A 14,891-nucleotide genomic window follows, 5' to 3' on the forward strand; every position below is an offset into this window, starting at 1 on the left:
TTTTAATAATTTTGAAATACGGGCTTTACTATTGTGGCATTTTCATAACATTTTAGCACACTAAGTACGGAAGAGCCGAAAAAATTTGTTCTTGCGCCATAGAGGACCGATCGCTTCTCTCACGCCGGAAACTGGATGTTAGAATACCAGGACTGAACGATTGTGTAAATTTAACAAAAAATAGCAAAACTTTTGTGCAGTAAAAACGAGGCATTCTGACCTAATCGATCGCCTGCGACAAGAAGACCTATGGAATCATCTTTTCAAATTACCCTGCAAATAGTGATAGCAGTCCTTGCAGGCATTCTAGCTCAGGTTCTGGCCGCATTTCTCAAAGTTCCTGGCATTGTCTTCTTGTTGCTTTTTGGCATTCTGTTGGGGCCTAGTGTTTCTGGGCTGCTACATCCTAACTTGCTGGGCACTGGTCTGGAAGTCATTGTTGCCCTCTGTGTAGCTATCATCCTATTCGAGGGTGGCCTAAACCTGGAACTCCGAGATTTGGGTGAGGTTTCGGGTAGCCTCCGAAATTTAGTCACCTTTGGTACTCTGATCACCCTGATGGGAGGCGGCATGGCTGCACACTGGCTGGGGGAGTTCCCTTGGCCGATCGCATTTCTTTATGCTTCCCTGGTAGTAGTAACAGGCCCCACTGTGGTTAGTCCCCTCCTCAAGCACGTCAAAGTCGATCGACAAGTTGCTGCACTTCTAGAAGGAGAAGGCGTCTTGATCGACCCGGTAGGGGCAATTCTGGCCGTAGTCGTGCTGGACACTATCGTGAATGCAGGTGTCAATCCTTCGATCGCTATCATCGGCTTATTCCTGCGACTCGGCATTGGCGGTGGCATTGGTGCTGCTGGCGGCTGGTTGCTGGGCTTGATTCTCAAACGCGCTAATTTTCTGTCAGAAGACCTGAAAAACCTGGTTGTTTTGGCTGGTTTGTGGGGCTTGTTTGGTTTGGCGCAATTAATCCGCAGCGAGTCGGGACTGATGGCAACCGTAGTCGCCGGAATTGTCATGAAAGCATCGTCAGTTCCAGAAGAACGACTGTTGCGGCGGTTTAAAGGTCAGCTGACTGTTCTCAGCGTCTCGGTTTTGTTCATTCTCCTGTCGGCGGGTTTATCAATTGCCAGTTTATTTGCCCTTGGTTGGGGTAGCTTGTTTACCGTCTTGGTGCTGATGTTTGTCGTGCGCCCCTTAAGCATCACCTTATGTACCTTAAACAGCGATTTCAACTGGCGGCAAAAAATATTTCTCAGCTGGGTTGCCCCCAGGGGAATTGTTTCGGCTTCTGTGGCGTCTTTGTTCTCAATTCTGTTAACCGAACGGGGAATAAATGGCGGAGATTCGATCAAAGCTCTTGTTTTCCTCACCATTATTATGACCGTGTTTGTGCAAGGGCTGACCGCTGGTTGGATAGCCAATTTGCTGCAAATCACTTCAAAAGAGGCAACAGGTGCGGTAATTGTGGGCTGTAATCCTTTAAGTAGATTGATTGCTCGTTTATTTCAAGAACGAGGAGAATTGGTTGTTTTAATCGATACCGATCCGCAAGCTTGCCTAATAGCCGAACAGGAGAATTTACGAGTTTTCTTAAGCAGCGGTCTTGATACCAGCGTTTTGGAAGAGGCGGGGCTGGCATCAATGGGGACTTTCGTAGCTATGACCAGCAATGGAGAAGTAAATTTAGTGTTAGCTCAACGCGCCGCAGAAGAATTCGCACCTCCTAGAGTTTTGGCAGTATTTCCCCTAGAACCTCAAGCTAATCCTGCGAAGAATAAATCTAAGGTACAACAGGCTTTTGTTTCGCAATTACAGATTAAGAATTGGAATGAGTATTTGAATGAGGGGAAAGTTAAATTAGGCGAAACAGCGCTGAAGGAAGAGGGATTTGCGTTTCATCAGGCGCATCTTCAGGCGCTGATTCGTTCTGAAGATCTAATGCCGTTGTTAATAGAACGAGACGATCGCCTAATGGTCGTTCCAGCGTCTGAAGATTGGCGGTTGGGCGATCGCATTATCTACCTCTTGCACGACCCAAGACCCAACCTGCTCAAGCGTTTATCCGGTGCTAGTCCGTCCTCTCGCCTGTCCCTAGAAAAGTTGCCAGAAGTCGAGGAAGTGCCAATTGCTTCTCCAGCCTTGGAAGTTCCCCTAGCCCCTAGAACACCGATTCAGTAATACTTGGTGGTGCGTTTTTGGCTTGTAGGGGCGAAGCATTCGGGCAGGAAATCTAGGGTAAGAGCGATATATTTTATACCCGAATGCTTCGCCCCTACGATTACTGAATTGCTGTTCTAGCCCCTAAGCTAGGTAAGACGCCCAAGATTGCAAAGCTGTCGGCGAACCATACCAAATACCGGGAGATCTGGGGGAATGTAGCACACCTTCTATAACGAGATTTTCTGCCCCTTCCAGATGAGCAGCTTCAATGGGGGTAATGCCGTCTCCCCAGCTATCTCCTCTGCCGCAGGTTAATTGATAACTGCTGTAGGCTAACCAACTGCCTGGGCGTCTAGCACCGTAGATGGCTTTACCAGCAACGCAGATGTAGCGCACTTGCGGATAGAATGCACCTGGATAGTTGATTTTGACAAAATCTAGATTGCGTTTTGTCCAACGCTCTAGACTAACATGGGGAGTACCCAGGGTTACTAGGGTGGCGATATATGGATGAGCGTGCCACAAACCAGCCGTCTCCGTAACGTCACCATGAATAATGTAAGGCTGTTCTCCCAGATAAATCCGAGATATCCAGCCGCCTGCTGAGTGACCGATCAGGTTAATCTGGGAAACGTTGTATTGCTGCAACATCTGTTTGACCGTTCGATCGAGTTGCCGCAAAATAGGCACCATTGACCGACCTCCTACAGTTGGCAACCAATCTCGTTTTCGCAAAGGCACTGTCACCGTTGGAAAACCGAGTTGTTGCAAGAGTTGTTCCATCGGGCGGTAGGCGATCGCACCTTCCAGATATCCCGGCATAATAACAGTAGGCAAAGGCATTTTCGATTTGGGATTTTAGGTTTGATTGTGCAAGCAGGCATACTCTACGGAATCAGCGTCGGGACGGGCGATCCAGAATTGATTACCCTCAAGGGACTGCGATTGCTCAAACAGGTGCCGGTGGTAGCTTTCCCTTTGGGGGTAGGCGGCAAACCAGGTATGGCTGAGCAGATTGTAGCTCAATGGCTGAGTCCCTCAAGCGTGCAGCTGGCTTTGAATTTCCCCTACGTGCAGGATGAAACTATTCTCTCCTCCGCGTGGCATCAGGCGGCAGAACAAGTCTGGCAATATCTTGAAAAAGGTAAAGATGTGGCTTTTGCCTGCGAAGGGGATGTAAGTTTTTACAGTACTTTTACGTATTTGGCTCAGACACTGCAAGAGCTGCATCCAGAGGTGGCGATCCAAACTGTACCGGGAGTTTGTTCGCCGATGGCGGCGGCGTCAGTGTTGGGGATACCTTTGACAATTCGCGATCGAAAGTTGGTTGTGTTACCGGCGCTTTATCGGGTGGAGGAATTGGAGGCGGTTCTAGACTGGGCTGATGTGGTAGTTTTACTCAAGGTAAGTTCAGTTTACGATCGAGTTTGGCAGGTTTTACAGCGGCGTCAGTTACTGAGTCGCAGCTATGTTGTGGAACGAGCGACACTACCGGATATGGTAATTTATAGGGATTTGTGCGATCGGCCCCATCTCAAGTTACCCTACTTCTCGTTGCTGATTGTTCAAGTAACTAATGAGGAACTAGAAAAGTCAAAAGTCAAAAGTCAAAAGTCAAAAGAAAAAACAAGCTAGTCCCATCCCCCACACCTCTTTTCTTTTGGCTCTTTCGGAGTTGTTATACTTTTGTTCAAAAAAACAATATTTTTATTCCCCCACTCCCCCACTCTCCCACTCTCCCACTCCCCCACTCCCCCACTCCCCCACTCTCCCACTCCCCCACTCCCCCACTCTCCCACTCCCCCACTCCCCCACTCCCCCACTCCCCCTTTGATGAGGTAACCCAATTGTCTACCAAAACTAAGACCAAGCATCAAATACCTGCATCCTACACTCCGCGAGTTCCAACTTATCAGGAAAAAAGATTTAATCTGCCGACTATGTTGGCAACCTTGATTTCTGTGGGTATCCACGGATTGTTCTGGGTGATTCAGCCAGTATTATCATCCTCCAAATCGGCAGAATCCGATCGGCGAAGAATTGTGGGATTTGTACAGTTGACTCCAGATGAACAGAGTCGCCTGCCAGAATATTCTTTGGCAAAACCCACATTGCCATCCTTACCGCCGCCACTGCCGCCCACAAATTTGTTGCCCCCTTTGCCACCAGTGCAGTCTTATACGCCTTTGCCGCCTATTCCCAACATTCCCCTTGATAACCCTCCAACTATTCCGTTGTCGCCACCGCCGGTTACTTCAAAAGAGCGTTCATCCCAGAGGCGAAGTGCTTCTCGTCGCCAAGAACTAACGCCAAAAGAGCGATCGCTTGTTACCGAGCCGGAAGTTAAAATAGAATCGCGTCAAAGGCCACAAACTGCGATCGGGCCCGATCGCACCACGACTCCTGAACGCACCGCGACTCCTGAACGCACTACTACTCCCGAACGTAGTACGCCTTCAGAACGCACCACTGCACCAGAACTTACTACTACTCCTGAACGTAGTACTTCTTCAGAACGCACTACTACTCCTGAACGCACTACTACTCCTGAACGTAGTACTCCTTCAGAACGCCAAAATATTGCCAAAGGTACTGAAAGCAGAGTGCGACCTAATGACACTCTACCGATATTACCACCCGGTACAATTTCGCCTTCCTTAACACCCTCTCCTCCTCCTATCCAGACATTGCCGAAGATAAGCGAACCTGTCAACCCTTCAAACCTGGAAACTCGTCTACCTAATTTCTATCCCAAGGAGTCTCCCATGCCGCAGCAAAGTCAAGAATCTAGGGATTTGTCGATCAAGTATAACTACGGTTACGACTTAAATTTCACGACCGATCAATACGCATCTGGAAAGTTGAGAACCTGGTTGGAGGACAAAAACAAAAAGTTTTCAGCTAATCTGAAGATAACGACAATGGCAGACATTATCTTTGTTAAATCTCCCATAGACGAGAAGCTGCCGGATGTTAACCAAGCAAATGTCGCCGTGTTAGTAAACCCGAATGGCAAAAGGGAGGGTAACCCCGAAGTGATACGCAGTACTGGCTACCCTAGACTAGATCAAGCTGCAATAGAAGATATTCAAAAGCGGAGTGCCTTTCCATCAACTCGCAAGTATGAGGTTTATCTGTATCGGATCGAGATTGAGCAAAAAGATTCACCTTCTACTTCAGGAGCTTCATCGAACAGTTGAAGTTATTGATGATTTATCATCAAATTGTCTGTTGTCACCGTTGGTTAAATTTTTACCGCAGATGAAGACTCTGGAACGCAGATAAACGCAGATAAGAATCAGAACAGGAATTTTTTAGGTAACCGATGCTACCAGACATGATATGACTCCAGATTCTTCCTTTTTGGAGCGACTGCGTTGCTCATCTGAGCGATTGAGCGAACTATTAGATTGCTTCGATCGATCGCACGTACTGGTAGTGGGTGATTTGACCCTGGATGAGTTTCTCACGGGTCAGGTGGAGCGAATTTCTCGCGAAGCGCCGGTATTGATTATTCGTCACGAACAGACTCGACAGGTGCCTGGAGGTGGCGCTAATGCGGTCTATAACCTGGCAAAATTGGGCGCAAAGGTCAAGGTTGCCGGACTGGTGGGAGATGATGAGCAAGGGCAAGCTTTGCGCCGCATCTTTGAGGCTGCTGGGATTGATACTGCTGGAATGTTAATCGATCCAGACCGTCCAACGGTGACTAAAACTCGCATTTCCGGTCACGCTCGCCAGTCGGTGACGCAGCAAATTGTGCGGATCGATCGCAAATCGGATGAGTTGCCAAATGTTGATTTGCAGATGCAACTGGCCGCGTATATCCGCTCTGTGCTTGATACTGTGGATGCGGTAGTCTGTTCCGATTATGGGGATGGGGTTTTTACTCAGCCTGCGATCGAGGCGGCGCTATCTCACTCGCGGACGATTGTGGATGCACAAAAGAGTATCGAAAGATATCGAGGCGCAACCGTATTTACACCGAATTTACCGGAGGCGGAACAGGCGGTGGGGTATGCGATCGCAACTCCCCAGACCCTCACTCAAGCTGGGCACGACCTTCTAGCCATGACTGATGCTCAGCAAATTCTGATTACCCGTGGCGAAGAGGGTATGAGCCTATTTAGCCGTTCTGGCAGCGAGGAACACATCCCCGCCTTTAATCGAACCAAGGTGTTTGATGTTACAGGTGCTGGCGATACGGTAGCGGCAGCGCTGACATTAGCTTTGAATGCGGGTGCTTCGTTTTGGGAAGCTGCTGTTTTGGGCAATTTGGCGGCTAGCATTGTAGTGCGCCAGTTTGGTACGGCGACGACGACACCAGATGAAATGAAGGCAGCATTGCGATCGCTTATAGAAGAGTAGATACAGTGGCTCTTCCTTTAGAAGCAACCGATCGGGAAAGATGTGTTTTTACTTTCAATTTTCGCGATTTTTTAATGTTAGCAAGTTCAATCAGGAACAAAAACTATTTTTCAATAGTCTCCCGTTTAAATCCTACTTTTAGTTCTGATAAACCAGATCCTTTTAGTCGCTTACGAATCTCTTCTGTAGCAGCTTCAAAGGTAGTAAATTCCTCACTCACTCCAAAAGGAATCCAAGCGCTATATCCAATATTTTCAAGCTTTATGTTGAGCTTGGCAGGTACTATATACTTGCGAGCAGAGACATAGAACTTTTCTACAAAGCCCTCCCCATTATTTAACTTAGTGGCAGGTTTAGCAAAACCTTCCAGATACTCTTCCACCAAAAGCCATGCCTTTTTTTCAACACTCGCCAAAAGATAGACAGTATTAAATTGAAAATGATCGGCTTTTATCTCATTGTTATTTAGTATTCCGTCGGCTAAGTTATATGTAGGAAACTTATACTTATCGTTAGTGTTGACATCTGATCTTTTATATCCGATAGGTTGAGGCTTCTTTAGGTCAATATTAAAACATTGCATATACACTCCCATGCGCTCTCCAGCATAACCAAAGTATATTACCTCACCTCTACTATATTTCTGGAGGTCAATTCCTCGATCGATCAGTATCTCTTCAATGGTAGTAAATTCTGAGCTAATCAGTTTTGACTTAATAGGTCTGGAGCGACTGCCTATTCCACGCATCCCTGCCTTGTAGCCCTCACTAATTTTTTCCAGTGCTTTCTTAGCACCTTCACTATCCACCTGTTCATTAAAGAGTAGCTTGATAGGATCTGAAATATAGGGGTTTAACCTGTTTAGATAGAGAGCATATTCTTTCTGCTTATCAGCTTGGTGTTGAAGTTTAGCTAGTGATTCTGGGGTTAATACCCTAATAGACTCTTTTGCTAAAGTAGTTTGAGTATATTCTCGAAGTCCTTCGGATTCTTCTTGGTTAAACCAACGACTCCAGTAATTAACTTCGACTACATAACTATTTACGGAGAGGCGATACATAAAAGAATATACAGGTGGGAAACTCTCCCATTTACTAGCATAAGCCTTGCGACTGCTAAATGCTCTTTTGATAAGTGCTGATTCCTCATTTATTGACTCCGGTTTAAATTTTCCTTTAATATCAGCTAGGTCTAGACAAATATGAATCACACTTAATCCCAATATTTTCTTCTGTCCCAGCCAGGGATTGCTAATTTGAGACTCAACTTCTTTTCTTGGTGGCTCTACGCCTAATAAGAAAGCAAAATCAGCGATCGCAGCTATTGTTTCCCTTAACAGGGTTTCAGTCGGACGTACCTTTTTAGTTTTTACTGAACTAGAGTTTAAGTGCGGATGATACTTCTCAATGCGTTGCTTTTCTACGCTATCCAGTTGAGATTCGTTAACTTGTTCGTAGTAAATGGTGAAATGTTTCTTTTTCTGCGTTTCTAGTTGGTAAATACGATGATGAGCTTTACCTTGCCAGCGTTTACGGAGGTTTTTCGCCTGCCCTATATACCAAACATTGTTAGTTTCATCTAGAATATAGTAGATTCCTGAATATTCAGGGAGTAGCTGTTTCGCTTGGAAAGAAACTTTTGGTAGTGCTAAAATTAGTGCGTCAGCAATCAAAATATTTACCTCCAATGTCGTTCGATATTAAGCTTATTTCAGTCTTCCCTTCTCTAATTATTTTTCTCAATTTAAGAGGAAAAATCACAAACTACTTCAATTGACAAAAAAAGCAATACGATGGGTGCTGTAGGGACGTTCGCGTAGCGTGCCGGAGGCATTAGCATGAGGGGAGCAATCAATCTTCGGCCATTATTTTTTGCCCTCATGCTTCGCCCGACCAAGTGATGTATAAACACACACACTTTATTACTTTTGTCAAGGAACGATTAATAGACTGGGGCTCTAGTCCTTATTAATTTCCCCTTTGTTGTTGATTTTCAGGGGAGTGTTGGGAAAATCACCTTTGGTGAGATTGCGAATCAACTGTACACTGCGAAACTGTTGATCGATATAAGGAATTCCTTGCCGATTCAACTGAACGGGGACAATTTTTCCAGAAACAAAATCGCCCTGTGGGTTAAGTTTAACCTCTAAAATCAGAGATTGCCCTAGCACTCCCCAGGTAGATAAGGACTTGTATCCGACAAAATTACCCAAGGAATAAGCGATTAATTTTCCTTTATATAATTCCATCGCTCTGGGAACATGAGGGCTGTGTCCCAGAATCAGATCTGCGCCGCTATCGATCATCGTGCGGGAAAATAGAACCAAATTGCCCCGGTTTTCCCCATAGAACATTTCCTCTTGGTTTTTGACACGCATCGCGCCTGTTCCCTCGGCACCCGCGTGAACTGATATAACTACAATCTCAGCTTTTTTCTTAGCTTCGGCTACCAGTGCTTTTCCCGCCTCCAAATCGTGCATGGAATTGTGAACGTTCAGGTAACTGAACCCGATAAAAGCGACGGTGATGTTTTTGACATTTGTATAGACGATTTGATTTTTCTTGCCAACAGCTTTCATCCCGGCTTTATCAATATTTTTGATAGTGTCTTCAAAGCCAGCAGCAGAAAAATCCATAGAATGATTGTTAGCTACACTTAAAACATCAAATCCAGTTTCTTTCAACAGGGTTGCATAATTTGGTGGCGTGCGAAAAGCATGAACCATTGCACGGCTAGTATCTTTGGCGGTTTTGGGATAGTTGGTGAGCGTACTTTCAAAATTGCCAAATAAAATATCGGCTCCTTGGAGGTAGGGTTTTACATTCTGAAAAAGCTCTTTATTATTGCTGGGTAGCCGATTGTTGGGAAAGTTACTTCCAGGAACGATATCGCCAACGGCTTTAATAGTTATAGATGTTGCAGCATTTTCTGAGGGAGGCTCTGACGTGGAAACAGGTGCTAAATTCTGAACGGGTTTAGGTTGCTCAGAAGCTTTAGGGGTTGGTTTATTGGCAGCGGGTGAGGGAATGGGAGACTTTTTAGGCGCAGCAACACCTGTTTTTTGGGTGGTTTTGGGAACGGCTTGAGGTTTTGGCGAAGTCTTGGGGGGTGGGAGTGGGACGGCACCTATTCTCTGGGTAGTTTTAGAAGTTTGTCGCTGTACAGACGTTGGCTGCTGGGAGGAGGCGGCGACTTGGGAATCCATTTTAGCTCTGACGACAAAACCCACTGTTGCAACTAAAATCCAACAGATGCTGCCTAACAAGAGCAAAGGAATCTTTTTTCTATACTTTGTTTTTAGTTTTGTGGGTTTACGCTTTGGCCCTGGGCCGGGAGTGACTAGCCGGGGTAGAGTTGCCGTAGAAGTGGAGGCGTAGGCGGGTTGCTTTAATTCAACGAACTCTGTCCAGGTAGGCCATTTTTGGTCGCTGCGTCGCCCATAAAGGCGCACAGAGTCAATATATTTGGGGTTGAGGCGGATTATTCCGTCGTGTATGAAGCGGACGCAGGAGGCTTGATTTGGCACTCGATCGGACTCTAGGACGATATGCAGGCAATTGCCTTTGCTCTTTGCTGTCGCCGTGACGCCTTTTTTGGATACAACCTTGTTGATTAGGACGGCGATCGCATCGGGATCGCCCTGTTGCGCCAAGGATAGCACATTTTGCTCAATTACCTGAGTCACCATAAGTCTCCCCACACTAACTGATAGACTGCCTGAATAGACTGCCTTATAATACGGCTGACAAAAGTTTAAACCGGAGTAGGCATAAATTTCAGAAAATGATAGATAGTTGGAACGAAAAGGCTGTTCGAGTACACCGTCGTTTGCTGGTGACGGGTGGTGCGGGGTTTATTGGCTCGAATTTTGTGCTTTACTGGTGCGACACTTACCCAGACGATCGCGTGGTGGTGCTGGATGCGCTGACTTATGCGGGAAATCGCCGTAATTTGGCAGATGTGGAAGGTAGGGAGAATTTTCGGTTTGTTGAGGGCGATATATGCGATCGCACTCTGCTAGACAAATTGTTACAAGAAGAAAATATTGATACTGTGGCCCACTTTGCGGCTGAATCTCATGTCGATCGATCGATTTTAGGGCCGGGTGCTTTCGTTCAAACCAATGTCGTGGGAACTTTCACCCTACTAGAAGCTTTCCGACAACATTGGAAAACCCCCCTTTCTAAGCAGGAGGGGATCTTCCTCCACGTTTCCACCGATGAAGTTTACGGCAGCCTTGGCCCCAACGATCCCGCCTTTACAGAAACGACGCCTTATGCTCCTAATAGCCCTTATTCCGCGTCAAAAGCTGGCAGCGACCATTTAGTTCGTGCCTACTACCACACTTATGGCTTACCGACAATTATCACAAATTGCTCTAACAATTATGGCCCTTATCAGTTTCCCGAAAAGCTGATTCCTCTGATGTGTATCAATGCCTTAATCGGCAAAAATCTGCCTGTTTATGGAGATGGGCAAAATGTGCGGGATTGGCTTTATGTAATCGATCATTGCCGTGCTTTAGATGTGGTAATTCATCGCGGCAAACCGGGGGAAACTTATAATGTTGGCGGCAATAACGAAGTTAAGAATATCGATTTAGTTCAGACTTTGTGCGAATTAATGGATAAATTGGCTACCGATTTACCAGTCCGTCCTTGCAGTAATTTGATTACATTTGTCAAGGATAGACAGGGACACGATCGGCGGTATGCGATTAATTCAAATAAGTTGAAGACTAAGTTAGATTGGAGTCCTTCAGTTACAGTTGAAGAGGGATTGCGTCTTACAGTCGAATGGTATTTGAACAATCGGGATTGGTGGGAACCATTATTGTCCGAGGAATATCAGACTTACTATCGGCAGGTTTATGTTTCTTAGCTGGATAGGGAACTGCTATAATTGAAAGGTGATAATGACCAAAAAAAAGGTATGATCAGCTGTTATGATGTAGCCAAATACTTTCTGGCTCAGGTAGATGAAGATGCTGGCGATCTGATCTCTAATCTCAAGCTCCAGAAACTGCTTTATTATGCTCAGGGATTTCATCTTGCTCTTTATGATGAGCCTCTGTTTCCTGAACTGATAGAGGCTTGGACACATGGCCCAGTTGTCCCTGAGTTATATTACTACTACAAAAAGTATGGAGTCGGTGCGATTCCATGTCCAAAAGACGTTGATTTTTCCATTTATGATGAACGAACAAAAAGCCTGCTTGATGAGGTTTACTCTGTGTTTGGGCAGTTTTCCGCCTGGAAGTTACGCAATATGACCCATGAAGAAGAACCCTGGAAATTGGCAGCCCAAACGAGCGGTCAAATTTCTCATCAGTCCATGAAAGAATATTTCAAGACTCAGATCGATTGTGAAGAAGCGGTTTAATGCGAATCAACGCAAAGAAAAAGGGGAAAGGTTTTCTGCTAGAGAAACAACCGATGTACCACCAGAGCAGGAACCACCCCTGTTTTCTTTGCGGTATTTAAACAAACACTACTCTCTTTCTCAATGCACAAAGGATGATGTGAATTTTATTGCTTTCCGGTTCTGTGGTATGGCTCCTATGGTCGGTTATCGTGACGGCGCGGTGTTCTATATTATTTGGCTAGATCGGGATTTTAGCCTCTACGCTCACTCCTAAGCGATCGCACTTTGTCGCAACGGATGGTAATATCTTGTACGGAGGAGCGATCGCATTCTATACTCATATCAATTACTGAGTGAATTCGCAGATCCGGCTGTGAAAAACTATTAGTCATAAGTTGTTCCAATTCAAAACCAAATGTGTGAGGAGTATGAACGCAGAAATCACGGTAAATAAACAAACTTACGCGGGTTTATTCACAGTCGGACTCGCGACTTTGATGTTTGAAATCCTCCTTACGCGCATTTTTAGCGTGACTATGTGGTATCATTTTGCCTTTATGGCTACCTCGGTAGCTATGTTCGGGATGACAGTAGGGGCAGTATTAGTATATTTATTTCCCAAATTTTTCACCGAAGAACGAACAAAGTCTCATCTCGCTATTACTTCTTTATTGTTTGCTATTTCCATTGTTGTTTGCTTTTTAATCCACCTAAATATTCCATTTGTACCCAGTCTGTCAATTGGGGGTATAGCTTCTATTGCTTCGACATATCTAGTGATATCAATTCCCTTCTTATTCAGTGGAATCTGTATATGTTTGGCTTTGACCAAATTTCCTCATCAGGTAAGTAGACTTTACGCTTACGATCTAGCTGGCGCATCCCTTGGCTGTATTCTGCTGATATACATCATCAGCATTACCGATGGGCCGACAGCGGTAATTATAGTGGCTTTCCTTGCTAGTATTGGCGCTATTTTATTTGCATCAGAAGTAGCCTCTAAAAGGCTAATGCAAATTGCTCTGATATCTACCCTATTACTCGGTTCTTTCGCCATTGTTAATACGATTTTAGTAAATAATCAGTCTCCTTTATTGCGTTTGATGTGGGTAAAAGGAAAGTTTGAATCAGCGCCAATTTATGAAAAGTGGAATTCTTTTTCTCGGATTACAGTTAGCCCGGATAAAGACCCAGCACATCCTTTTGGTTGGGGATTTAGCCCGGTTGTGCCTTTTAACGATAAAATCGAAGAATTGGCATTAAAAATAGATGCTAGCGCTGCCACAGTTATTACTAAATTTGATGGAAATTTTAATAAAATTGAATATCTTAAGTACGACATCACCAATTTAGCTCATTACATTCGGAAAGACGCCAAAGTTTTAGCTATTGGCAGCGGAGGCGGTAGAGATATACTTTCGGCTTTATTGTTTGGTCAAAAGTCGGTTTTAGGAGTTGAAATTAATTACGATATTATCAATGCGGTAACTAAAAAGTTTGGTGATTTTACCGGGCATCTAGATAGAAATCCTAAAGTTAGTTTCGTTGCTGATGAAGCACGCAGTTACATTGCCAGATCTAAAGATAAATTCGATATTATTCAGATTTCGTTAATTGATACTTGGGCAGCAACTGCATCTGGTGCATTTGTTCTCTCAGAAAACTCCCTTTATACCATTGAAGGTTGGAAAGTTTTTCTGGAACATCTGACTGACAAAGGAATTTTAACAGTATCCCGTTGGTATGTAGGGAAAAGTCCTAGTGAGATGTATCGGCTAACTTCTCTGGCGACTAATTCACTTATGAAATCCGGGATTACAAATACCCGAAATCATATTGTCATCGCGAGACGAATGTTTGGGCAAAGCGATAATGAGCCGGTTGGTGTGGGAACGATGCTGGTAAGCAAAGAACCTTTTTCAGAGCAAGATTTGGATATTCTGCAAAAAGTTACTAAGCAGATGCAATTTGAAATTGTTCTTAGCCCGCGATTTGCGCTCGACAAGAATTTTAAAACTATTGCTGATGGAAAAAATCTCGATGAATTTGTGGCTAAGTTTCCTCTCAATATTGCTGCACCGACTGATGATAGCCCGTTTTTCTTTAATATGCTGCGGCTGCAAGATGCGTTTAATCCAAAACTGTGGTATGAAGAGGCTTGGAGTTCTAACCTGAAAGCTGTTGTGATCTTGGGTGCTTTACTTATAGTTGTGATAGTTTTGACATTCCTCTGCATTATTGTGCCGTTGCTTCTAACTACTAAGAGGGCAACTTTAAAGGGTGCTTTGCCTCTTTCTCTCTTTTTCGCTGGCATAGGTTTGGGTTTTATGCTGGTAGAAATTTCGCAAATGCAGCGGTTGATTGTTTTTCTAGGACATCCAACTTATGGGTTATCTGTGGTGCTGTTTTCGTTATTATTATCGAGTGGTTTGGGGAGTTATTCAACGGAAAAGGTAAGCAATAAAGGGATGGCGAGTTCAGCAACTTTACGGCTGCTGTTGTTGCTATTTACCTTGTATGTGTTTGGAAAATTTACGCCTTATGCTATTGACTTATTCGATGATGCGACAACGGCAGTACGCATCCTGGTAGCGACAGGCATCCTTTTGCCGCTGGGTTTCTTTATGGGAATGGCGTTTCCGATGGGAATGCAGTTAGCGTCTCAGAAGTCTGCTGAGTTAACGCCTTGGCTGTGGGGAATTAATGGGGCGACTTCGGTTTGCGCTTCTGTACTGGCAGTTGCGATCGCGCTAAACTCCAGCATATCCACTTCATTTTGGACGGGTTTTGCCTGTTATTTACTAGCTATTCTGGCCTTTGTTTGGGCAAGTCGAGGTCAGGTTAAGCTTAAACAAAGTGCCGAGTAAGCAGCAAAAAGAAACGAGGTGGTAGTCGGTTGTGACTACCACCTCACTTATCTTATGGCTCGCTAGGCCAGTGAGAAAAGCCAAGTAACTGACCGATGCGAGAGGTTTTCCAAAAGGCTTGTCGCTCTGCAT

At 45.0% G+C, this 14,891-nt stretch carries 11 protein-coding genes; 7 read left to right on the plus strand and 4 right to left on the minus strand.

From position 1 onward, the window contains the following. Positions 1–249 precede the first annotated feature (249 nt). A complete protein-coding gene (locus tag LAY41_RS03315; RefSeq protein WP_249094075.1) occupies positions 250–2,178 on the plus strand; it encodes a cation:proton antiporter in 1,929 nt (642 codons plus the stop codon). 123 nt (positions 2,179–2,301) lie between these two features. Here LAY41_RS03315 and LAY41_RS03320 read toward each other — a convergent pair whose 3' ends face one another. After that, positions 2,302–3,003: an esterase/lipase family protein gene (locus tag LAY41_RS03320; protein WP_249094077.1), complete on the minus strand. Its 702-nt coding sequence runs from the start codon at positions 3,001–3,003 to the stop codon at positions 2,302–2,304. A 27-nt stretch (positions 3,004–3,030) separates the two neighbouring features. On the opposite strand from LAY41_RS03320, the gene LAY41_RS03325 reads away from it, so the two are divergent. The 3 genes from LAY41_RS03325 to rfaE1 all read left to right on the plus strand — a co-directional run bounded on the left by LAY41_RS03325 (position 3,031) and on the right by rfaE1 (position 6,528). Further along, positions 3,031–3,795 carry a precorrin-2 C(20)-methyltransferase gene (locus tag LAY41_RS03325; RefSeq protein WP_249094079.1) on the plus strand — a complete coding sequence of 255 codons (765 nt, stop codon included), beginning with the start codon at positions 3,031–3,033 and terminating at the stop codon, positions 3,793–3,795. A gap of 212 nt (positions 3,796–4,007) precedes the next feature. Then, positions 4,008–5,360, plus strand: a complete 1,353-nt coding sequence (locus tag LAY41_RS03330; RefSeq protein ID WP_249094081.1) for an energy transducer TonB — start codon at positions 4,008–4,010, stop codon at positions 5,358–5,360. 142 nt (positions 5,361–5,502) lie between these two features. After that, positions 5,503–6,528 (plus strand): D-glycero-beta-D-manno-heptose-7-phosphate kinase, encoded by a 1,026-nt coding sequence (gene rfaE1 / locus LAY41_RS03335; RefSeq protein WP_249094084.1) that lies wholly within the window; start codon positions 5,503–5,505, stop codon positions 6,526–6,528. Positions 6,529–6,631: 103 nt separating this feature from the next. Here rfaE1 and LAY41_RS03340 read toward each other — a convergent pair whose 3' ends face one another. Together LAY41_RS03340 and LAY41_RS03345 are read right to left on the minus strand one after the other, a co-directional pair. After that, positions 6,632–8,200 (minus strand): GIY-YIG nuclease family protein, encoded by a 1,569-nt coding sequence (locus LAY41_RS03340; protein WP_249094087.1) that lies wholly within the window; start codon positions 8,198–8,200, stop codon positions 6,632–6,634. A 285-nt stretch (positions 8,201–8,485) separates the two neighbouring features. Beyond that, positions 8,486–10,216 carry a CapA family protein gene (locus tag LAY41_RS03345; RefSeq protein WP_249094089.1) on the minus strand — a complete coding sequence of 577 codons (1,731 nt, stop codon included), beginning with the start codon at positions 10,214–10,216 and terminating at the stop codon, positions 8,486–8,488. Positions 10,217–10,311: 95 nt separating this feature from the next. On the opposite strand from LAY41_RS03345, the gene rfbB reads away from it, so the two are divergent. Together rfbB and LAY41_RS03355 are read left to right on the plus strand one after the other, a co-directional pair. After that, positions 10,312–11,409, plus strand: a complete 1,098-nt coding sequence (rfbB, locus tag LAY41_RS03350; RefSeq protein WP_249094094.1) for a dTDP-glucose 4,6-dehydratase — start codon at positions 10,312–10,314, stop codon at positions 11,407–11,409. Between the two features lie 21 nt (positions 11,410–11,430). After that, positions 11,431–11,910: a Panacea domain-containing protein gene (locus LAY41_RS03355; protein WP_249094096.1), complete on the plus strand. Its 480-nt coding sequence runs from the start codon at positions 11,431–11,433 to the stop codon at positions 11,908–11,910. Positions 11,911–12,143: 233 nt separating this feature from the next. On the opposite strand, the gene LAY41_RS03360 is transcribed toward LAY41_RS03355, so the two are convergent. After that, the gene (locus LAY41_RS03360) at positions 12,144–12,284 is read right to left on the minus strand and encodes a hypothetical protein (protein ID WP_249094098.1); all 141 of its coding nucleotides are present in this window, start codon (positions 12,282–12,284) and stop codon (positions 12,144–12,146) included. Between the two features lie 36 nt (positions 12,285–12,320). On the opposite strand from LAY41_RS03360, the gene LAY41_RS03365 reads away from it, so the two are divergent. After that, on the plus strand, positions 12,321–14,759 hold the full coding sequence (locus LAY41_RS03365; protein WP_249094101.1) for a spermidine synthase family protein: 2,439 nt from the start codon (positions 12,321–12,323) through the stop codon (positions 14,757–14,759). Positions 14,760–14,891: the final 132 nt, after the last annotated feature.

Origin of the sequence: Argonema galeatum A003/A1, from assembly GCF_023333595.1 — a bacterium.
Lineage (GTDB): Bacteria > Cyanobacteriota > Cyanobacteriia > Cyanobacteriales > Aerosakkonemataceae > Argonema > Argonema galeatum.